The organism is Roseiconus nitratireducens (assembly GCF_008629675.1).
GTDB lineage: Bacteria > Planctomycetota > Planctomycetia > Pirellulales > Pirellulaceae > Stieleria > Stieleria nitratireducens.
This window is the reverse complement of sequence record NZ_VWOX01000003.1, coordinates 505,009-526,968: the sequence shown is the minus strand read 5'-3', so window position 1 is coordinate 526,968 and position 21,960 is coordinate 505,009. Positions and strand designations below refer to the sequence as shown.

Annotated in this window: 18 protein-coding genes; 11 read left to right on the top strand and 7 right to left on the bottom strand. The window is 59.7% G+C overall.

The features are described from left to right. Positions 1-475: 475 nt before the first annotated feature. Complete coding sequence (locus FYK55_RS07320; protein WP_150075718.1) at positions 476-688, top strand: carbon storage regulator; 213 nt, start codon at positions 476-478, stop codon at positions 686-688. Between the two features lie 225 nt (positions 689-913). On the opposite strand, the gene FYK55_RS07315 is transcribed toward FYK55_RS07320, so the two are convergent. Together FYK55_RS07315 and FYK55_RS07310 are read right to left on the bottom strand one after the other, a co-directional pair. Then, complete coding sequence (locus tag FYK55_RS07315; RefSeq protein ID WP_150075717.1) at positions 914-2,395, bottom strand: D-arabinono-1,4-lactone oxidase; 1,482 nt, start codon at positions 2,393-2,395, stop codon at positions 914-916. 276 nt (positions 2,396-2,671) lie between these two features. Then, on the bottom strand, positions 2,672-2,893 hold the full coding sequence (locus FYK55_RS07310; protein ID WP_150075716.1) for a hypothetical protein: 222 nt from the start codon (positions 2,891-2,893) through the stop codon (positions 2,672-2,674). Positions 2,894-2,996: 103 nt separating this feature from the next. On the opposite strand from FYK55_RS07310, the gene FYK55_RS07305 reads away from it, so the two are divergent. The 4 genes from FYK55_RS07305 to FYK55_RS07290 all read left to right on the top strand — a co-directional run bounded on the left by FYK55_RS07305 (position 2,997) and on the right by FYK55_RS07290 (position 6,008). Next, a complete protein-coding gene (locus tag FYK55_RS07305) occupies positions 2,997-3,485 on the top strand; it encodes a cupin domain-containing protein (protein WP_235908489.1) in 489 nt (162 codons plus the stop codon). Between the two features lie 238 nt (positions 3,486-3,723). Beyond that, positions 3,724-4,245, top strand: coding sequence for a gamma-glutamylcyclotransferase family protein (locus FYK55_RS07300; RefSeq protein WP_150075715.1), 522 nt, complete (start codon positions 3,724-3,726; stop codon positions 4,243-4,245). A gap of 197 nt (positions 4,246-4,442) precedes the next feature. After that, on the top strand, positions 4,443-4,898 hold the full coding sequence (locus FYK55_RS07295; RefSeq protein WP_150075714.1) for a hypothetical protein: 456 nt from the start codon (positions 4,443-4,445) through the stop codon (positions 4,896-4,898). Between the two features lie 75 nt (positions 4,899-4,973). Beyond that, a complete protein-coding gene (locus FYK55_RS07290; protein ID WP_150075713.1) occupies positions 4,974-6,008 on the top strand; it encodes a zinc-dependent alcohol dehydrogenase family protein in 1,035 nt (344 codons plus the stop codon). A 144-nt stretch (positions 6,009-6,152) separates the two neighbouring features. On the opposite strand, the gene FYK55_RS07285 is transcribed toward FYK55_RS07290, so the two are convergent. The 3 genes from FYK55_RS07285 to FYK55_RS07275 form a co-directional block, all read right to left on the bottom strand. Then, a complete protein-coding gene (locus FYK55_RS07285; RefSeq protein WP_150075712.1) occupies positions 6,153-6,599 on the bottom strand; it encodes an ion channel in 447 nt (148 codons plus the stop codon). A 244-nt stretch (positions 6,600-6,843) separates the two neighbouring features. Further along, positions 6,844-8,058: a hypothetical protein gene (locus FYK55_RS07280; RefSeq protein WP_150075711.1), complete on the bottom strand. Its 1,215-nt coding sequence runs from the start codon at positions 8,056-8,058 to the stop codon at positions 6,844-6,846. A 190-nt stretch (positions 8,059-8,248) separates the two neighbouring features. Continuing rightward, on the bottom strand, positions 8,249-8,971 hold the full coding sequence (locus FYK55_RS07275; RefSeq protein ID WP_150075710.1) for an SAM-dependent methyltransferase: 723 nt from the start codon (positions 8,969-8,971) through the stop codon (positions 8,249-8,251). Between the two features lie 675 nt (positions 8,972-9,646). Here FYK55_RS07275 and FYK55_RS07270 point away from each other — a divergent pair. Continuing rightward, positions 9,647-11,173, top strand: coding sequence for a sulfatase family protein (locus tag FYK55_RS07270; RefSeq protein ID WP_150075709.1), 1,527 nt, complete (start codon positions 9,647-9,649; stop codon positions 11,171-11,173). On the opposite strand, the gene FYK55_RS07265 is transcribed toward FYK55_RS07270, so the two are convergent. After that, positions 11,152-11,640, bottom strand: coding sequence for a TIGR03067 domain-containing protein (locus FYK55_RS07265; protein ID WP_150075708.1), 489 nt, complete (start codon positions 11,638-11,640; stop codon positions 11,152-11,154). The two genes, FYK55_RS07270 and FYK55_RS07265, sit on opposite strands and share 22 nt — an antisense overlap. 359 nt (positions 11,641-11,999) lie before the next feature. Between FYK55_RS07265 and FYK55_RS07260 the strand changes: the two genes are divergently transcribed. The 5 genes from FYK55_RS07260 (at position 12,000) to FYK55_RS07240 (ending at position 19,366) form a co-directional block, all read left to right on the top strand. Beyond that, positions 12,000-14,759, top strand: coding sequence for a trypsin-like peptidase domain-containing protein (locus FYK55_RS07260; protein WP_150075707.1), 2,760 nt, complete (start codon positions 12,000-12,002; stop codon positions 14,757-14,759). Between the two features lie 544 nt (positions 14,760-15,303). Beyond that, a complete protein-coding gene (locus FYK55_RS07255; protein WP_150075706.1) occupies positions 15,304-16,380 on the top strand; it encodes a DUF1559 domain-containing protein in 1,077 nt (358 codons plus the stop codon). A gap of 2 nt (positions 16,381-16,382) precedes the next feature. Continuing rightward, entirely contained in the window at positions 16,383-16,826 is a 444-nt protein-coding gene (locus FYK55_RS07250) for a carboxypeptidase regulatory-like domain-containing protein (RefSeq protein WP_150075705.1), read from the top strand. Positions 16,827-17,247: 421 nt separating this feature from the next. After that, complete coding sequence (ku, locus tag FYK55_RS07245; RefSeq protein WP_161604361.1) at positions 17,248-18,150, top strand: non-homologous end joining protein Ku; 903 nt, start codon at positions 17,248-17,250, stop codon at positions 18,148-18,150. Between the two features lie 4 nt (positions 18,151-18,154). Then, positions 18,155-19,366, top strand: a complete 1,212-nt coding sequence (locus FYK55_RS07240) for a tetratricopeptide repeat protein (protein WP_161604360.1) — start codon at positions 18,155-18,157, stop codon at positions 19,364-19,366. Here the strand turns inward: FYK55_RS07240 and ligD are convergent. After that, on the bottom strand, positions 19,341-21,920 hold the full coding sequence (ligD, locus tag FYK55_RS07235) for a DNA ligase D (protein WP_150075702.1): 2,580 nt from the start codon (positions 21,918-21,920) through the stop codon (positions 19,341-19,343). The genes FYK55_RS07240 and ligD overlap by 26 nt on opposite strands. Positions 21,921-21,960 lie beyond the last annotated feature (40 nt).

Genomic DNA, 21,960 nt, shown 5'->3' with positions numbered 1-21,960 from the left:
GTGCACCACGTCGACCGAACAGCTCGGCTTGCCAATGCTAGCAAGATGTCCAATCCGTGGCAGCCCAGTTGATCGTTCGCGATGCTGAAGAATCGTCAACCTGCGGTCAGCTGTTTCATGCGCGACCGGAACGGCGGTCTTAGATCGCTCAGGTGCGCGGAAGCAGATCAACGGCGGAGGCGGACGAAAAGGCGGCTTAGGGTTCTGTCGACGGCGTCGCGGGACGAGCACCGGCAAGCCTCACGACGACTGCTAGATCCCCGGTCGAGATTCTGAAAGCCCGTGATTTCTGCCTTCGTCCTGCGTCGAGGTGGTCAGGTTGGGCGGCGGGAGTCTTCAGGGGGGCTTGACGACTTGACTAAAATTCGACGCAAACCGGATCTTCCTGGAAAAAAGGGTACGGAGATTGCCTCTGCATCCCGCTTAACAGTGAGGATGGCTCTCACAGGTCAAAACGTTTCAAGGAGATTTAGAAATGTTGGTTTTGTCTCGTAAGGATGGTCAGTCGATCCACATCGGTTCGGACATCGTCGTGAAGGTGTCTCAGGTGAACGGTTCACGCGTGAAACTGGCGATTGAAGCCCCTCGCGAAGTTCCGATTCGTCGCGCGGAAATTGCCGAGAAGCCAGCTCAATCCGCGACCCTGGATCGATCGGAGATGAGTGTTGAGCTGAGGAGAGCCTCGTAATTCAACCGCGACCAGGCGTCCCTGCCGGTAGGTAATCGTCCAGTGTCATGCAAATGATCGGACAGGCCGGTCGAAAATCGTTCTGGTTCTGAAGGAAACGCCCGTTGATCACGGGCGTTTTTTTTTGCGCTTCGCGAGCGTTGGTGTCCGCACGCGTCACGACCACCACGTGTTCGTCACGCTCAACACAATGCCAATCGCGTCGAACGCAGCATCCTGGCATGCTCACTCACGGCCTGGCGAATGGCCTGATTCGTCGGTCGCCCTACTATCCGTTGATAGCAACAACGTGGTCCATCGGTTTTGGAATCTGCCCTGGGGATCCATGGAGCGGCAGATATCGCCAAATGCTTGCAATTGTTTGTAGAGTCGCTGGCATTCTTTCATCGGCAGCGGGCACAGCTTTCCCCAGTGAGGTCGAGCGTCAAAGCGTCGCGCCATCTCCTTGGCCAGATAGCTCGCAACCCGTTCGAATCCGATCCGTCGGCCGTGCCGCTGGTAGTTGGTCAGCGTGATCGCATACCAGGCGGGACTGGGACCAACGCGATCGTCAGCTGGCACCTCTCGCGGCGCGGTGTCGCTGGCCATTGAAATCAAAGTGTCGTCGGCCAATACCTTGCGAATGCAGATCGGGTAGTGGTGACAGTATTGTCCCTCGATCTCGTGCAACGTTCCCGCCCGAGCGGGCGTGTCGCCGGCGACGGTGGTTGAGCGATTGCCGGGAGCGCCGGCGGCGACCAGCGTCTCCTTCAGAAACTCCACCGCCGGTTGCAACCGATCTTGCCGCACGAAGATTTCGATCTCCACGTGCCGGAATAATTCGTGTTCCATCACCAACTGCTTGGCCGCCGGACCGACGACGGACCAGTTTTGAACGACCAAATTGGGAATCACCGCACGATACATCCAACGCACCAGACCTCTCAGATCAAACCACTTCGCCATCGCTAAGATGGCAAAGTGCATCAACAGGTCGAACACCAGGAATCGATACCACCAGTAGACGTGCCGCAAAGACGAATTGGCGCTTTCCGTCTCTCGTCGATGTTGTGCCATCAGCGTCCAACGCCAGGGCACCAGGTAAAACTGTTGCAGGGGCCATTGCGACTCCGCTTCGATCACCTCTTCCAGATGATCGTAGGAGCGAAATTGTTCTTCGACGCGGTAGGCGGGGCGGCATTGCATTTGGACGCTGGTGATGATGCCCAGGCAACCCAGCGAGCAACGCGCGGCGCGCAACCGATCCCCGCTGTCGATCTCTTCAATGAACGCTCGTCCGCTGGAAGGATCGAAACGCGCCACGCGAACACTTTGGACGTAGTGCGAAAGCGAATGCCGTCCGGAGCCGTGGGTTCCGGTCGCGATGGCTCCGGCAACCGTTTGTTCGGTGATGAATCCGACCGACGGGAGTGTCCAGCCGCGTTGTCGCTGCAACTCGGAAAGCAGCCGTTTGATTTGGCACCCCGCGCCGACACGGACCGAGTAACTCTGGCCCTGCTGTTCGGGTTGCACGAAATCAAATTGGCGCAAATCCAGCAGCACATCGTCAGCCTCCAGGACTCGGCTCCAGGAATGCATGCGTCCCACGACTCGAAAACTCTGGTCTGGAAAACGGTTCAGAAGTTCAAGCAGTTCCCGTTCGTTCTTTGGGGTGAACTGGTGCGTCGGACTGAGGGTCAGATTGCGGCCAAAATTGGTCTTCGACATGATTCAGATCGTTGACGTGATGGAGTTGCGGCCGTTGCCTAATCCATCAAGCGACCGTTTGCCGCCGATCATGCGCGGCCAACCCGACTTTTCTAATGTTTTTTCCGATTCCCCTGCCCGGTCGCTCTGCCGCCGGCCCCATGGTATCGGCCCCCATGGTATCGACCCAAATGCGAACTCTCGAGAACAACCTGCACCCTCCCGTTCGACTTGACTCCAGTTGCAAAGCGACGACAGCCCCCTGACTTCGGCGCAAGCCGACGGAAACGCCGGCCCTCACTTCATCCGGATCCAGCGGATTCCGTTATACAGCTGGACATCGTGTCGCTTGACACGCAACAGCCAGCGTCCCGAGCGGAAGACGACCGTCGTCCGCGTCCGGCTGACCGGCTCGTCAAAATCAGATTGCATCTTGGTGGTGTACGGGATCCAATGTTCCGGACGGTTGGCCATGCGGACCTCTCCATGAATGCCTGATGGGACTCGAAACATTTGCATCGGTCGTCTCCTCCTTGGCGGGTGTCGGAAGGATCGTCACCCTGTTATGCGACACGTTCGGTCAACGATCTGATCTGACTTTCCCCTTCAATGATTCTTTGCGATGAAAATGACGCACCGTGAAACGATTCGGACACCCGCCCAAGGGCGTCGGATCGGGATTGTGGGAGACGTTTATCGTTTTTTGGCGATCGGCGAGGAAACCGATGGCAAGTACGCGACTTTCGAAGCCATCGTCCCTCCGGGCAGCGGCCCGCCGCCGCATCGTCACTCACGAGAGGAGGAATCGTTTCTGGTCCTCGAAGGAGAGATGACGTTTCAATTGGGCGAAGACCGATTCGTGGCCAGCGAAGGAACCTTCGTCAACATGCCGCCGGGAAGTCTGCACGCGTTCAAGAATGAGAGCAAGAAGGTTTCGCGGTTGCTGATCTCCGTGGCCCCTGCCGGGTTGGAAAACATGTTCTTCGAGGTGGGGCAGCCCCTGGCGGATGATGCACAGGTCGCGCCGCCGCCCGGACCGGCCGACATTGAGAAACTGCTTCGTGTCGCGCCGCAGTACGGGATCGAGATTCTGGTGCCCGAACCGGAATAGACTTTCCCCGGAAACCCCCGTGGCCGCCGTAGCCACCGTCGCCAGACGGTGGACGGGCCAGACGGTGGACGGGCCAGGTGGTGGTGCAAGTTCTGGCAAGCGTGGCGACACCGATTTCTGCATTCCTGTAGCCACCATCGCCCGACGGTGGACGCGCCCGGGGCCGTCCCACACTTTGGTGAGCGTGGCCACGTCGATCGCCACTCCCCCGACGTTCCGGCAAACCGTGAAACCTGCAATGGCTAATTTGATCGTCTACGGCAGCTTGATGAGCCTGGATGAACTGGCCCGTCACGGAGCTCTCGCGCCAGATTTGTCACCGGTCACGGTGCTCGGGTTTCGTCGCTCCTTTCATCAGGAGCCGGTGTGGCGGCGGGGCAACGGATTGGCTCGTGGCGTCTTGACCGTTTCGAAATCGGATCAAGCTTCGTTCAATGGCGTAATGATCCGCAATCTTTCCGAGTCGGCCCTGGCGCTCTTCGATCACCGAGAACGCGGCTACGACCGCTGGGAGATTCCAGCAACGCAGATCGAACACTTTGATTTGCTCTGTTCCAACCCTGTCGCGTCGTCGGCATTTTTGTACGTGGGAAAAACCGAACGCTACAACCGGGCATTGCTGCCCAACGCCGACTACCTGCGACGCTGCCACCAGGCTGCGTCCGAGTGGGGAGCGTCCTTCCGAATTGCGTTCGTTGACAATACCTACATCGGCCCCTCGACCCTGCGCGACCATCTGGGCAACGACGATCTCAACTAAGAACCGGCTTGACGATTGCTGTTCGATTGCCAGTGACAGTCGAAGTTTCGGAGGCGGTGTGGCGGAAAAAGGTCATCTTTTTCGGGCAAGGATTGTCACAGATCGTCGGCGAATCCGCTTGTGCCATCAACCTTTGGGTGGGCAGTGCGTGTTTCGCTGTTCGATCTCGTCTTTTCCGCTATTTCCAGAGTGTTTCAATGAATGCGTCTCAGATTTCCGCGGGCGTTCTCACCGTTCTGCTGACGATCACTTCGTGGCAACCGGCCGGTGCGGCCGACGCGAGCGCGACTCCGGTGTCTCCCTCGTGGATCGATCCGGCCGACTTGTACTACGACTACGATGTGTTCGCAGGTGAACCTGAGTTTCGTTGGCAGATCATTTGGAACTTGCGCGGGGGTGGATCACAGATCTCCGGCAATTTCACGTCCTACATCGATGCCGAAGACTTTGCCGAAGGACTGCTGGAATACCACTTGGAACCGGCCGGCACGATCGGCTACGAGATCGTCGAAGTCGAAGTGTCACCGAACCTGCAATTCGTCTTGAGATACGACAAACGTGTCGATGCGGAGGCGCTGGCGGCCGCCTTGGAAGGAATCGGGATGTACACCGACGTCCGCCCCGTCCGCGTGTTGATGCTGGGATCCAGGTGACCCAACGCAACTGACCCTCCGCGGGCGAGCGATCGCTTGCTTCCCGAACGCTTGCCACCGTGTTAGCGTGGGAACATGAGAGTCGCCATTTATGAACAGTTTCAGAGTCCGCTTGAGATTCGCGAAGTTTCGGATCTGACACCCCACGAGGACTCGGCCGTCATCGACGTTCAGGCGTGCGGAGTCTGTCGAAGTGATTGGCATGCCTGGATGGGGCACGACGCGGAGGTGCGATTGCCGCACGTCCCCGGTCACGAACTGGCCGGAGTCGTTGTGGCCGTCGGCGATTCGGTGCGTCGTTGGAAACCGGGATCGCGAGTGACCGTGCCCTTCTGCTGCGGCTGTGGGACCTGTCCCCAATGCGAATCTGGAAACCCGCACATCTGCGATCGGTACACGCAACCGGGGTTTACCCAATGGGGTGCGTTTGCCGAACAAGTTGAGATCCGATTTGCCGACGTCAATCTGGTGGCCTTGCCCGATTCGATCGACGTCGTGACCGCCGCCAGCCTGGGCTGCCGTTTTGCCACTTCCTTTCGCGCGATCGTCCAGCAGGGACGTGTCGCGGCGGGCCAATGGGTGGCGGTCCACGGTTGCGGCGGGGTGGGGCTTTCCGCGGTGATGGTTGCTCGAGCCGTCGGAGCGCAGGTGATCGCCGTGGATGTGCGGACCGAGCGGCTGACGTCGGCCCGACGCTTGGGCGCTTTGGAGACGATCGACGCCTCCGAGGAGAACGTGATCGAACGGATCCGCCAAATTACCCGCGGGGGTGCCCACGTTTCCCTGGATGCCCTCGGCAGCCACGAAACCTGTTGGAACTCCATCGAATGCCTGGCCAAACGCGGTCGGCACGTGCAAATCGGATTGACACTGGGTGACCAGAGTGATCCCCCCGTTCCGATGTCCACCGTGATCGCCAGAGAACTGGAACTCTTCGGTAGTCATGGGATGCAAGCCTATTGCTACGATGACATGTTGCGAATGATCGCGTCCGGCCAACTCGCCCCGGCGAGACTGATCAGCGATGTGGTGTCCCTGGAGCAAGGCGCCCAACTGCTGGCCCGGATGGACGAGTTCCCCGGCCAGGGTGTGACGATCATCGAGTTTTGAAGGGCCGGCGCCGGCCCCACCGTCGCCACCGTCGCCAGACGGTGGTGTTGCGCGATGGACCCACGCTCTGGCGAGCGTAGCTACTTTCCCCGGTAGCCACCGTCGCCAGACGGTGGAATCGCGTCGGTGCCCACGTAGCCAACACTACAAATGTCGACTCAACTCGGCCGACCAACGCCGCTTGATCAAGATTGCCATCAGCGCGAACAGCAAACTGGTGGTCAGTCCAAACATCAGCACGCCATTGGCGGCTTCCAAGGCGCCCAGCAAACGGCGCTCTTCGGACATCACCACGTCGCCGTAGCCGAGCGACGTGAAGTTGACGGCCGAATGATAGAACGCGTGCCGCAGATCGTTGAATTCGCCCACCGCCACGAATGTGGTCGCCCAAATCAGCATCTGCAACACAATCCCCACCAGCATGATCAGGGTGACCGTCGAGAGGATCATGGCGTTGCGGAAAACCGACGAATTGATCAGGCCCCGGTCGTCGAACATGAAGAACGCTTTCAGCATCACGGCAGCGAAAAACGACTGGACCGAGATGCAGCAACCCATGATCAGAAAACTTAGCAACAGGTTGCCAATCATGGATTGCTCCGTGACGCAAAAGGAAAGTCGGCGAACATCGACGTCCGATCCAGCAAGGGCGGATGCGTTGAAGTCATTTCAACACGGCAACGTCTTCGTCGGCTCTCCAGCGGTGGGCCCCAACGTTGCGATCCTCGCAGGTGTGCCGTTTTCGAAGCCTTGAGCTTTGAGTGAAGCCCGATCATAGCGGCCCTTTGAAGCGGACGCGCAACTGCGACCATTTTACGACGCGCCAAAAGCCTCGCTATCCCGGCATCCAAAACATCACCGGGCTGGTTCGTTTCATCGGCGTTTGATGGTCGTGCTCGGGAGGGGCCGGTTGCCGAACGGGCGGGGCCGGTTGCCGAACCGATTGCTGGACGGCTCTCAGGAGACGGGTGGATTCGGCGTGAACTTGCTGCAGCCTTTGCGACAATTCGATCTGCAGTTGTCGTTCCAGCTGTCCCAGCCCATTCAGCAGACTTCGACCGCTGGCATCCACCCGTTCCATGCGGGCTTCCAACTGATCCAAGCCTTTCGGGGTCGGAATCTCCAGCTTCAGTTTTCCCAGAACCGGTTGGAGTAGCTTGTCGGCCATCATTTCCAACGGCTTGAGCACGACATTCATGACATCACCGGGCTTTTCCAAAATGTCCCGGATTCGGAATCGAAGCGGTTTCTTGGTCAGCGGCACTTTGATGGTCAACTGTTTGCCCAGCACCTTGTCCAGATTGCCAGTGAGTTTTTCGCCAGATTCCATCTTCTGTCCCAGTTCGTTGACCGAATGTCCCACGGTGCGGAACGTGGCGAAATGCGAGTGCATGTCAGCCAGACGCTGGCCGACGGAATCGACTTGGGTTCGGGCACGGACGACGGCGCGGACCGCGGCGCTGGTCGCCGGAGATGCCGATCGGCAGGCGGGTTCCAGAATTTGTCGTGCGGCGGGCGATTGCGCGGCAATGCGAGCGGCTTGCTCCAGATCGGAGGTCCATCGCGCCCCAGCGGCGGAAAGGTTTCGCAGCCGATTCTCGGCGCCGGCGAGTGCCGTTTCCAGCTCTCGCAAACGATCCCGCGCCGGACGCAGCACGTTTCGCTCCGATGAGTCCGTTTTCTTTCGCAGGCGGTGAACCTGTTTCTGGATTCGTTCCAGATTGGAACTCAGCCGCCGTGTCACGCCTCGCACCTTCGGAATCGAATGATAAGGTTTCAGCCGGTCGATCAATTTGACCAGACGACGATCCATCGCTCGGATCGCCGAGGTCACGTCGATGGCCTGGTCCACACCTTGCCGCGTTGACTTCGTCGCCGAACGCAGTTGTCCGACCAGCACCCGTGTCCGATCGCACTCGTCGGTCAGCCTTTTCAGGTCTTGGTGAAGTTTGCGGGTTTCGGGGAGATTGCTGGGGATCTGCGCCGAGACGCGGTAGGACAGCAGGGACGACAAAACCAGGGCAAGCGGCAGGATGACGCGGGGATTCATGGTCAGGCGGGCGGTTGAAGTGACGATGGGACGGGTCCATGACCCGCTCTTCACTTCCCCCTGCGAAATTGCGCCGACCACCGCCTAAGACTTTCCCGAGATTTTTCTTGGCAGGGATTCCAGGCCGTTCGGGCCGTCGGATCACGGAGGCTCAATCCAAGGGGGGCGACCGGACGGATTCCAAGCGGATTCAACGGTCCGGACGCGGGGCGGACTCGCACGTCGACGATTCAAATCGAGAAAGACGGAGCATCGTGTTGGCACCACGTTGAAATTCGTAGTCAACCCTGCGTCGTTCCACGTGATATCCGCTGCGTTTGGCCTGCTGAGTGATCGGTTCGACGAACGGCGACGGCTGGCCATCAAGTTGCGTAAGCGGAAAGATCCGAACTTCACCGCCGACGCGACAAAGTTCTGCGACGGATTGAAGATGGAATTCCAGTCCGAGGTCACCGTACAGAAACAGGTAGTGCGAACACAGGACCAGGTCGAATGCGTCGTCCGCAAAAGGCAGCGTTGGAAGCTGGCCGGTGACGTAGCGGTGCTCGCGTTTGCCTTCTCGCAAATCATCCAAGAATGCGTCGGTCGCCCGCAACCTCCGGGACCGCAGCGCCCCAACGTCGGGCAGATCGGAGGACCAGACGAATGCCTCCAAATTGCTTTGGGTTTGCTTCACCACGATGTCGGCGACCGTCATCACACGCGAGCGAATCTGATCAACGGAGAACTGGTAGATCGGGTCGCAGGAGACCACGTGGCCGCCCCGGCGAGTCCAGCACGCGTTGAATGCGGCCGGCCCGTCGGCACAGCCAAGGATCGCACGCGTCAGGTCAGCGTCCTGCAAGTCGAACAGTCGAACGTATTCGTCGTGGGTTCGTCCCCAAGGGACCACGTGATCGAGCGTGAAGGTCATCGAATCGCCGACGGGACTCAAGGGAACAAGGCGGTTGAACCGATCGCCAACCATCGGCCTGGCGATTGATGCCCGCGGCACGCGGGAAGGCCTGCGGGAAGGTTCACGCGACGGGCTCAGCCCGGACCGCCTTCGCAACAGGTTTCGCAGATGGTGTGGCACACCGAGCACTGCAACTTGGCACGGATCTCGATCAGTTTGCCGCCGCATACCGGGCAGGCGGGCCGGGACGGCGGACACTCGGTTCCGTCAGGACGTTCTGGTGTCGGTTGGGGCATCGGTTTTCGGCTCCAGGACGGCAGACACGATGGATCGGAAAGGGTTCGCAGTTGCCGTTGCCATCCATTCGGGGCAGCGACAACGCACGGTGCGACGGTTCGCAACGGGAACGAACGCGATTATCGAGGATTCGACGTGGATGTCGACCGCCAAAGAGCTTCTCACGATGGTGCCGGTGTCGCACCGCGGGCCATCGAATGCGACCGCACTTAATCGAAGCGGGCGAACGAACTGGGCGAACGAACTGGGCGAAACTCGGTGCTCGGGTGTGCGGCGTCACCCGACCGCAAGCCCTGAAGGCGATATGATGGGGCGGCGGTGACGAACGATTGGGCAACACCGTTGAACATCTGACGAACTGCCCGTTCTTGTTTTCCCCCTCCTGCACCACCGGCCATGTTGACGACAAGACTTTTTCTCCTGGCAACTTTTCTATCCGCCGCACTGACGCTGCACCCCTTCGCCGTCGCGGACGACCGGCCCAACTTGATTCTGCTGATGGGCGACGATCACGGTTGGAGCGAGACGGGTTACAACGGGCATCCGCACGTGCAAACGCCGGTGTTGGATCAGATGGCTGCGTCCGGCTTGCGACTGGACCATTTCTACTCCGGTCATCCGACCTGTTCTCCGACCCGTGGCAGTTTCCTGACCGGACGCCACCCCAATCGCTACGGCACGTTCCAGCCAAATTTCTCGATCCGGCTGGAAGAGATCACGATCGCCCACCTGCTGTCCAAGGCCGGCTACCAATGCGGGCATTTCGGCAAATGGCACCTGGGACCGGTGAAGGCCGGATCGCCGACGAATCCTCACGCGATGGGATTTGACCACTTTGTTTCGCATGACAACTTCTACGAGATGGACCCGGTGCTTTCGGAAAACGGACAGCCGCCGCGGACGTTCCCGGGGGAAGGTTCCAAGGTGACCATTGACGAAACGATCAAGTTCATCGATCGAGCCCACCAGAGCGGAAAACCCTTTCTGGCCGTGGTCTGGTTCGGATCCCCACACGAGCCCTACAGCGGATTGCCAGAGGATCTCGCCAAGTACGACGATTTGCCGGCGGAGTACTCGGAGCGAACCGTGCGTTTGACCAGCATGGAAACGGGCCGGCCCGCCACACGTTCGTTGAGGGAGGTGTTGCGAGAACGGTATGCGGAAATCACCGCGATGGATCGCGCGATCGGAGAGCTTCGTCAGCACCTTACCGACAAGAACCTTCGCGAGAACACGATGCTTTGGTATTGCGGGGACAACGGCAGCCCGCCCAGCAGCGGCCGCGTGGCAACACCTTTCCGCGGTGAGAAAGCGCTGATGTACGAGGGCGGGATTCGGGTGCCGGGGCTGATCGAATGGCCGGCTCGGATCCCCGAGGGCCGGGTCAGCAAGCTCAACGCCGTGACCAGCGACATCCTGCCCACCCTGTGCCAACTGGTCGGCGTCGCGCCACCGGAACGTCCGTTGGATGGGGTGTCCCTGGCGCGATTGATCGACGGCACGATGGAACAACGCGACCAGCCGATCTGTTTCTGGCAGTACGATGTCCGTCAGTTAGAAAATCGAAAGCCGGCGCTGGAACCCTACATCGACCCCGAATTGCAGCGGGGGACGACGCCTTTAGTCAAATACATGGCGGGAAAGCTGACGCGCAGTTTCACCAACTTTCACCACCCGCCCATCGGCGACCGGGACTACGTGGGTCCCCGAGTGATCTTGGACGGCCATCACAAACTGGTCGTCGGGCAAACCGATGCGGACAGTGTGGAGCTGTTTGATCTGTGGCAGGATCCCGCCGAGGAACAGAATCTAGCTGAAACGCAGCCAGAGCTCGCGGACCGACTGGGCGAACGACTCCACCAATGGCAAACGTCGGTGCTGGCCAGTCTGGCCGAATCCGACTACTCCTCTTCGGAAGATTGACGTGTCTTTGTCGGATCGGGGGTCAGGGGGGCGGCAGGCTCGAGCCGTTTGAACTTGACCAGAATCCGTTGGCTGCCGGGGGCCGAGCTGAAATCGTCGGGGCGGTCGTGTCCTGGCGGGACGAAGCACAGCTGACGCGTTTTCTTCTTGATTTGGTAAATCCCTTCGTAGCGATTCCCCTGCCCGCCGCCTTCGGTCGGCTTGAAATCGATCGACTTGGGCTTCCGGGTCGGATCCAGCGTGCTGGTTCCGTGGCTGATCTCTTTGCCCTCCGACCGAATGCTCCACCGCCCGTCGTTGCCATTGACCACGGTCAGCTTGTGGGCATCTTCGGGTTTGGCCTCGTTGCCGTTGATCGTCAACGAATCGACCTGCCAAGTGCCCTCCAGCCGATGAAAATCGTCGGCCGCCGTCGCGGAGCCAACGGCCACGGTCACCAGAAACATTCCAAATAAAGTCGCTCGCATGGTAAGCCTCGCCTACAGAGTGTTCCGGGAGTTGCCCTCAGCGCATTTTAAGGGGTTTCCGGTCGGCTTGGCGGTTTTTGCAGCGTCGCAGTTGGACTGCACTTGAGGCCATTTTCTTTCAGTTGAGAGCGGCTCAAGCCGCCATTGCGTGCACCTATCACGAAGCGCAGCCTCATGAAGCTTAGCCGTCATCTCGTGGGCACGCGTGGTGGAAGACCATCTGCCGGGGTGATTCAGATCTGCTCGCTTCAATGTTTTCCCGCGGGAATTCGACGGCCAGTGGGGAACCTGGGGGTGTTTCACTCGTCCCAGAACAGGGGCTAAACTGGTGATAGACTTACCTTGTTTGTGGAGATGTGATGTTTGACTTACGCGTGATGGCGCTGGGAGCCTTGGCGGGCTTCGGGGTGCTGTGTCCGTCGCTCGTGTTCGCGGATGATGGCCGAATTTGGTCGGATCGCAGTGGGCGATTCAGTGTTGAGGCAGAATTTGTACAGGTTGAGGACGATCAAGTTCGACTGCGAAAGACAGACGGGACGGTCGTCGATGTGCCGCTAACCGTGCTGAGCGGCGCTGACCGCCGGTTTATCAATGATCAGCTCCGCGATGATCAACCACGCGGTGATCAGCGCGGGCAGAGGGACGATATCCCGGACCTGAGGAATCACGCTCCGGCCAACGCATCTCCGACCGGAAGTCTTGAGCAGGCGGCCGACGCCGTCGTCTTGGTGAGGACCTCCGACATCACCGGTTCGTCCGGCCTGGGAAGCGGTTTCGTCATCGACTCCCGCGGTTTGATCGCAACCAATTATCACGTGGTTGCAAGCGCGATGAGCGCCGAAGTCCGTTTCCGCGACGGATCGACGGCCGACGTCGAAGGGTGCTTGGCAGTCGACAAAGGTCGTGATTTGGCGATCTTGAAAGTTTCCGAGTTGCCGAGGGGTTTGCGTCCACTTAGGGAAAGCCTGGTGGCTCGGCCGCCGTTGGGCGCGCCGGTCATTGCCATCGGGCACCCGCGCGGGTTCAGCCACACGATCAGTCGTGGCAACGTCAACGCCGTCCGCCGCACCGAGGAACTGCCCGCGATGATTCAGAGTGATCTGGAGGCATCGCCCCAGACGCTGTGGATTCAGACCGATGCAGTCATTTCCAATGGCAGCAGTGGGGGACCAATTCTGGATCAACAGGGACGCGTGTTGGGGATCGCAACGTGGATCGTCCCCGGTGAACAATTGGGCTTCGCGGTCCATGTCGCGCATCTCGTGTCGTTGAAACGCCAGGCGGACGCGGCTAAGTCGGTGATCCGTTTTCCCTTGGACGCCCCCTCGGATCATCCGATGATTCCGATGGAAGAGGACGTCGCCGTTTTGATGAATCAAATGACGCGGTGGCTGGAGGAAGTGGTTGCCGCTGAAGGAAAAAAAATCTCGTTGGAGAAGATTCATCCGGCTGGGGAATTCATTCCTCGGCTTAGCAAGCTGGCCAAACAGCATCCGAAAACACGCACGGCGTTTCAAGCCTTGCTGGCGGCTTTGGAATTGGCCTCTTCCGATCCACGCGGTGCCTCGCCCGAACTTAGCCCGGTGATTACGCAATTAGCGGAAGACCATTTTGCAGAGCCGGGATTGAAGTACGCTGCACTCACGCTGGCGGCGATTGACTCGGAGCCGGCGCGGGATTTTTTGAAATCGTTGGTGCGAAAGTCCAAGGCCCCGGAAACGCGAGCCAGCGCCGCCCTGGCGATGGCGATCAATTTGCGTTCACAGGCCGTCGAGCCGCTGAGTTCGGATCAAAGAAGCTTGCTTGAACGGTTGTTGCAACTGGCCATCCGGGACGGCCAACAGACAGAAGTCCGGGGGCGCTCATTAGGCGAGCTTGCCGAGAGCATGCTGTACTCCCTGCAACACTTGAGCCTCGGAGTCGAGCCTCCACCGCTCGTCGGGAAAACCATCGATGGGGAATCGATCCAATTGTCGCAAACCGGCGGCAAGCCGACGCTGGTGGTCTTTTCAGCGTCTTGGTGTGGTCCCAGCGAGCGGCTTTACCCGCACATTCGCAATTACATCAATCAATTCGGTGACGACAACCTGGAAATCCTGGGCGTCTACGCCGAGCCGGTCGGCACGGTCAAAGAATTGCAACGCACGGGCAAAGTTACCTGGCCGTCGATCGCCCAACCAGCCGCGGAGACGATATTCGCGCAATGGCGTGTCGATACGCTTCCGACCGCTTTTTTAATCGGTCCAGAAGGCAAGATTCGTTATGTCAGCGTCGGATACGAAGGAAGGAGTCTGGATGCGGAAGTGGCTAGCTTGGTGGTTCCGGAAATCAAACGTTCCGAATCCCAACGACCACGGCTGAATGGGCAGTCGACCGTGCGGCCGGCCCAATCCAAGCCGGTCCCTGCGAGCAATCCCAGTGAGCCTGAACTTGACGTGATGTCCGATCGCGCCGCGGCCGATTCAAATGACCGGATGTCCTCTGCCGAGTCGGGAAAAAGTCCCCGACTGAAACCTGGCGAACGCCCCTCAATCACCAATGCGACCAAATTGGATCTTACCGGCGTTGCGAACCAGTCTTTGGACGAAGGGCCTCCCAGGAATACTGACAACCACATGAAAGGCGTCCCCCGAGGCGACATTGAGTTAGCCGGCGTCCCATTTCGGGTTTCTGACCGTTACGTTCAATTGAAAGGACGTCATCGTCACGAGAATTTTCCCAAGAGTGTTCCGGTCAAAGTCGATCGATCCTTTGACTACCTGTTTCTGTTCCATGCTTGCAAGCAGTGGCAGACCGGTGGCGAACAGTCCGTGGGGTGGGTCGTGCTGGAGTATGACGATGGAACGTCAGCTCGTCTGCCAATGAATTACGATCAGCACGTGACCGATTACTGGCACAACGGCACGCCGAAACCGTTGGACCACGCGGCGGTCGGCTATGTCGGGTCGAACCCAACACTCGACGAGAAACCTGCGTTTTGTTTGGCGTTGTTCGTCGCTCGCTGGCAGAACCCTCATCCCGAGAAAAACGTTCGGCAATTGAGATACGTATCAGCGTACGCCGGAGCGATCGCGCCGTTTTGTTTGGCCATGACCGTTGCGGATGCCGCGACGCCCTGAACCCCGGCACCGCGTGGGCGATCCACCGCCTGGTTCCAAGGCTCCGACCTTGGAACCGGCTGTCTCGCCGGCTCTGCCGGCCACCCCTGAAGGGTCACTGCAGCGCGTTCCCAGCCGAGATCTGGGAACGAGTGTCTCGACCTCGTCCGACCCGTCGCGCTATGACATCGCCGGGACACCTCGCGCCGTGTGCACGTTTGTTGGGCACCGGGCGGCAGCGAGTCGAGGAAAACAGGCGAGTTGGGGTAGCCGCGACGCGGCGGCCAGCCGCCAGTTTGCTTGACATGCAAATTTTTTTGCATCGTTTTCAAAAAGACTTTCAAGACGCGTCGCCGGCGATGAAGTTTCGCTCTCCCTTTGCTTTCGATTAGGACGATTCTTTTCACCTTCGGTGTGTAGCGGACAGGGGGGCTGAGCACGTTCCCCCGAACGCGAAGGGATTTGGGCCCACCGCTTGCTTTTGCACAACGCCAGGCGATTGAAACGTTGCTTCCCAGAGAAGCACGACATCCACACTCCGAACAGAACAGGATTGAAAACCGACATGCCCTCGAGCCCACACCGCCGCATGAATCTGGCGGCGCGACATGCATTTACTTTGATCGAGTTGCTGGTTGTGATCGCGATCATCGGCGTGATGGTCGGATTGCTGTTGCCCGCGGTGCAATCGGCACGCGAAGCCGCGCGCCGAATGCAATGCTCCAATAACTTGAAGCAGATCGGACTGGCAATTCACAATTACCATGACGCTTTCAAACAGATGCCGGCCAATCACGGTTTTGATCACACGCATACGTCCGGCGAACCTTGGGTTTCCGGGCCATCCTGGCTGACCGTCATCTTGCCGCAGCTGGAACAGGGTCCCGCTTTCGAACAGATGGTGTTCGAAGGCACCGATTTCAGTGACACGACGACCGTTCCCAACCGCAACTGGGAAGTGATGTCGAAACTTGAGGTTCCGACCTACAACTGTCCTTCCAGCGCCTTGGAGCGGAAACGTTTTCAATCGGCCAGTGATGCCACCCAGGCCATCGGAGCCCCGGAGGTCTATCCGATCCAAATTCCCGACTACGTGGCGAGTGTCGGATACTACAACCCGCCTGGATCCAATGAGTTTTCTTGGGACCGCTATTACGCCGGCACCGCGACCTGGTCGTGGGGTTGGCTGCAGGATGACGGTTTCCTGTCCATTCTGAACAACAAGTTTCAGAAGCGTCGTTTCGCCAGCGTTTTGGATGGTCTGACGAACACGATCGCGGTCGGAGAACACAGCGCGTTCCTGTACCACTTTGACGGAACGCAGGAAGATTCGCGTCCAGGACGCGGCCCCGGAGCGGCTTGGGCGGCACGCCCCAGCTACTTCGAGTGGGGCGCTTACTACGGCATGACCGCGAACGTGACCGTTCCGCGGTATCCCAACAACAGCCTATTCTCGGGCAACTGGACTCAGAACATGGAGCACACGCTGCACAACGGCTTTCGCTCCCAACACCTCGGCGGCGTTCAATTCTTAATGGGGGACGGCTCTGTTCGGTTCATCACCGACAGCATCGACTTTGACAAGATCTTCACCGCTCTGAACGGACGCGCCGATCGCTACGTTTTTAAACAGGACTTCTAAACATGAGCACCACACGGATCAATCGCGGCAACGCGTTTCGCCACGTTGCACTCGGCATCGCGGCGACCATGATGATCGTTTCTGTTTCCGGTTGCGGATCATCCGGTCCGGAACTGGGGCAGGTCACCGGGGTCCTGACGATGGACGGTGAACCGGTAAAGAACGGGAGCATCGAATTCATCCCCGAAGCCGGAGGTCGCCCTTCGTTGGCCCTGACCGACGAGCAGGGACGGTTCGAGGTGTACTACCTGCCAAACGTCCCCGGCGCGTTGACGGGGACCCACCGGATCCGATTCGAGATCGCCAAGGCCAAACCGGGCGACCCCGGCTTGGTGCGTCCCAAACGCAACGGGGGCGGCGGAGCGGTGGCCCTGGAACCGAGCACCGTCGAGGTTGCCAGCGGAGAGAACAAAGTGGACTTCAAGATCGTGGACGCCGAAACCTGACGGTGACGTTCGGCAAGACTCGGTCGTCGACGACGGCACATCCCGGAGCGTTGATCCTTCCTGCAGGGATCAACGCTCTTTTCATGGGGGCGGCTTGGAAGCACAGACCACTCGGAGTGAGCGAGTCCCCCCTCTGGTTCCAAGGCTCCCGCCTTGGAACCGGCTGTCTCGCCGGCTCTGCCGGCCAACCCCTGACGGAGGAGCTGGCGAAGCCAGCGTTCCGTGCGTTCCTGGGCGGGAGCAATGCGTTCCCGGGCGGGAGCCCGGGAACGAGAGTGCGATTTCCTCCTGCCGGCAGATCCGCATGGCATTGTTTTTGCTAGCATAGACCGGTTGATTTCAGACGGTGATGCAGCGACGCGGAATGGGAGGACCGGCCGGTGCGTCTGTCCCGACATTCACTCCGCCCCGGTGCAACATCATGGCTGCCCGCTCCAGCTGGAAAGGTTACCTCCGCGTCAGTCTCGTCTCGGTTCCCGTCAAAGCCTACACGGCAACGGCCAGTGGCGGTGGCGACATCCATTTGAACCAGCTGCACGAGGATTGCCACAACCGAATCCGCTACCAGAAGGTGTGTCCCGTCCACGGCCCGGTGCCCAATGACGAGATCGTTTCCGGGTACCAATTCGCGAAGGACCAGTACGTCGTGATCGACCCGGACGATCTGAAGCAACTGCGTCCCAAGGGCGACAAGGCGATCGACGTTGATGCGTTTGTGTCCCAAGACGAGATCGATGCGACCTATTATGCGGGCAAGTCATACTACCTGGTCCCCGACGGTCCAATCGCCCAGAAACCCTATCGGCTGATCCGGGATGCTTTACGGGAGGAGAACCTGTTGGCGATCGCCGAAGTCATCATGAGCAATCGAGAACAACTGGTCGTCATCCGGCCCCAGGAGCAGTTGTTGACGATGAATGTGTTGGAGTACAAAAGCAAGATCAAGCAGCCATCGTCATTTCAAGACGAAGTCGTCGACGGCGAGGTGTCCGGCCAGGAGCTGAAATTGACCAAGCAGCTGATGGAGGGACTGCGTCGGGAAGACTGGGACCTGAATGATTACCAGGATGCTTACACGGAACGTTTGAGTGAATTGATTGAGGCCCGCATTGAGGGTGAAGAATTGGTGTCCGCGCCGCAGGCCGACGAGCCACAGGTGATCAATCTGATGGATGCGCTGAAAGCCAGCTTGGAGCAGATACCGGTTCCCGAAAAGCGATCCGCCTCCAGTGCGGCAAAGAAATCCAAGCCGGCTCGAAAGGCTGCCGCGAATGTGAAATCACGTGGCGGACGCAAGAAGGCGACCAAAAAGAAGTCAGGCTGATCGAGTGGCCCAGCGAAATCACGTTCTGTCCCGTGAATCCAGTCCGTTCCGCGGAAAACGCATTGCGCTGACGGGACGTTTCGCTTCGATGGACCGCGGAGCCGTCCGACGACTCATCGTTGCCTTGGGGGCCACACCCACCGACCACGTCAGCCGCAGAACATCGGTGTTGGTCGTCGGCAGCGACGGTTGGCCGTTGAAGCGATCCGGCCAGCCGACGCGCAACCTGCGTCGCGCCGCCAATTGGAAACGCAAGGGATACCCCCTGGAGATCATCAACGAAGCGACCTTCTTGGAACGCGTCGGGGTGTCGGAGATTGATCACGGACTGCGGCGACTGTACACGGTCGAGCAGATCAGTGACATGGTTCAGGTTTCTGGCTTGCGGATTCGCCGCTGGGTCGAAGCGGGGTTGATCGCGCCGAAGGAAGTGCGGCACGGCGTGCCGATGTTCAGTTTCCAGCAGATCGCATCCATCCGCGATCTGTGGCGGATGCTTGCCGACGGATGCAGCTTGCAAACGTTGGCAATCAACCTTGGTCGGATCCGACGTTTGCTGCCCGACAGCGACGGCGCCTGCCTGGAAGTTCAGCGTTTGGGGCAAGCTCTCGTCGCCCGGGGACCCGACGGGACCCTGATCGAAGGAAACGGACAACGGCGGTTTTCGTTCGAAGCGTTCGAATCGGATGTCGCGTGCCTGGATGAGTCGGTCCGGTGGGACGAATCGGTGCCGCGCCAAACAGATCCGGACGTGGCGTTCGCATTGGCGACCACCTTGGAAACGGCCGATCCGGAACGGGCGATCGACGCCTACCAAAACTGGCTGGATCGATTCGGGTCGGATCCCGCAGCACTATTCAATCTGGCAAACCTGTTGCGGGCGTCCGGGCAAATTGAGACCGCCGTGGCCTGCTATCGTCGGTCACTCTCGGTCGATTCGACCCGTGCCAACGTTTGGAACAATTACGCGCTCTCCCTGGCCGATTTGGGACGGTTGGACGAAGCGACGCGGGCCATCGAAAATGCCATCGATCAGGACCGAGAGTATGCCGACGCTTACTTCAACGCCGCCGACATCCTGGAAGAACGCGGGCAATTCGCCCGCGCGAGACTGATGTGGCGACAGTATCTGCAGTTCGACGGTGAAACCGAGCACGGGCGTTACGCGCGCGACCGCTGTCAGCGGGGCGTCATTTCAACCGTTGACGAACGGTAGCCAGTTCTTCCCAGGGATCCTCCGCCAAAGTTCGCAGACGGTCCGGCAACGTTCGCATCGTCCAATCGGCCGATGATTCGGTCTGCGACAGTTCATCCCAAGCCAACGGAACAGCGACGGGAGCCCCGCGGCGGGCGCGAAGCGAATAGGGGGCGATGGCGGTTGCCCCACGGCGGTTTCTCAAATGGTCCAGATAGATTTTCCCCTGCCGCAGTTTTTTCGACGATTGCGTGGTGAATCGGTCGTCGGAATCCGCGGCGATCTGTCGTGCGACGGAGCGGCACCACGCCGCAGCTCGATCCCAGTCGTACCGCCGCTCGATCGGCACCACGACATGCAAGCCGTGCCCTCCGGTGGTTTTGACGAACGACCGCAGCCCACGACGGTCAAGTGTTTCACGGACGATCCACGCCGCGTCAATCACTTGGGGCCACACGACGGTCGAGTCCGGATCCAGGTCGAAGACCAATCGATCAGGGCGATCGATTCGGTCCCGCCGAGAGCCCCAGGGATGAAACTCGATCACGTTCATCTGGGCGGCCGCGATCAATCCCGCCAAGTCTTCAATGTGGAGGTACGACCGAGTTTCTTCGGGCAACGGCAAACGACGAATCGGCGCCGGCGTGCCTGGTCGCGGATGCCGTTGGAAAAAGGATTCGCCGCCGATGCCCTGCGGGCAGCGGACCAGGCTGACCGGCCGATCACGCAGATGCGGCAGGATCCAACGGCTGACCTGGACCAGGTAACCGATCGTCTCCGCCTTGGTGATGGTCGCGTCGGGAAAAAGCACGCGGTCCGGGCTGGTGATTTTCATCTCCAGTCCCGCCAAAGCCTCTGCAAGCGACGCCCCACCCGATGTTGGATCGGACTGTGGTCCGGATGCACGCATCTGCTTGGACAGGCTTGGACGACCGGTCATCGTCGGCTCCGGGGATGCATGTCGGGGGGCAAATTCGGATCGGACCGTCTGACGCGTGGTGCTTTCCACCGGCAAAGCGTTGTGAACCGTCAGCAGTTTCGCGTGACGCAGACGCCCGTCGCGGGTGGTCCCGCCAAACGAAAGGCTGACAACGACATTCGGAACGACCCAAGTCAGATCGCCTTCCGGACAACGATCAAACGGACAGTCCGATCGGATTTGTTTTTCCAAGCGTTCGATCAACGCCTGCCCGGTCGCTTCGGTCCATCCGCCGCCGACCTTGCCGCATTCGACCAGTCCGCCGTCGGGTGATCGATAGCCGACGGCGATCGCGCCAAGTCCTCCAACGGCATCGGCCGAACGAGCAAACCCCCCGATGACGAATCGATCTTCGTAATGACACTTGGTCTTCACCCAGTACCGAGTTCGACCTCCGCGGTAGGGTTTGTCACTCCGTTTGGAAACAACGCCTTCCAAGTCCCTTGCGGCGCACTGCTGCAAGAACGCTGCTCCGGAGTGAAAGGTGTGATCGAGGTACTGGACTCTTGGCAGGTCGGCCGACCGGACGATCGGTTCCAACTGTTGCTTGCGTTTTAGCAGCGGTTCTTCGGTCAGCCTGGTGCCGTTCAGGTACAGCAGGTCGAACACGAACAGGACCAATGCACCGGTCTGGTTATTCCGGAACGCCGCTTGCAACGCCCCGAAGTCGGCGCGGCCCTGAGAGTCCAAGGCGACCAATTCGCCATCCAGGATTCCAGAGATGATTCTCAAGCCGGCAAGATCGTCCGCGATGACGTTCAGCCGATCGGTCCAATCGATCCCGTTACGGGTCAGCAATTGAACTCCATCGGCAGCCAAGCGGATCTGCATCCGGTACCCATCCAGTTTCAACTCGTGCAGCCAGTTGTCTCCCTCGGGCGGTCGTTCAACCGGCGTTGGCAGCATCGGCTGGATGTCGGGCAACTGGTCCAACGTGGGACCAGATGGAATTTGGTCCGAAGGTCGTTGGGCCGGTGGTTGCGACGCGGCGGAACTTGGCGGGGCGGAAGTTGTTGGGTCGGCGGTCAATTGCTTGAGCGTCTTGCCGCTGACCAGACTGGTGCGTTGGGTGATGGTTGGCTCGCGGGGTGATCCCGTGACGTGATTGAGATCGCTGGTGTCCTTTTTGCGGATCATCAGCCACTGGTCGCTATCGAGGCCGCCGGTCCGAATCAATTTCCATCTGCCTTTCAGCCGGTGCCCCTGCAACTCGATGGAACAGCTTCCTTCACGCAGACCTTGATCGAAGGAGTCTCGTCCGGTCCAGGTTCCGGCGTCCCAGATCATCATCGGACCGGCGCCATAGTTGCCCTCCGGGATAACCCCTTCAAAATCCAAATAGCTAACCGGATGGTCCTCGGTTTGCACGGCCAACCGTCGCGTCGCCGGATCAATGCTGGGTCCGCGGGGGATGGCCCAGCACTTCAGGACGCCGTCGTGTTCCAGCCGCAGATCAAAGTGCAACGTCGACGCGCCGTGTTTGTGGATCACAAAGCGATCAGGTTTTCGCGAGCGGTCTGCCCCGCGGCCACTGCCCGGATCGGGTTCCGGCGTTTGATCGAAGTTCCGTTTCTGGCGGTACCTTTCCAAGGACATGGGAAAACCACGAGAGTGACGAACAAGTGGCCGGGCGCTG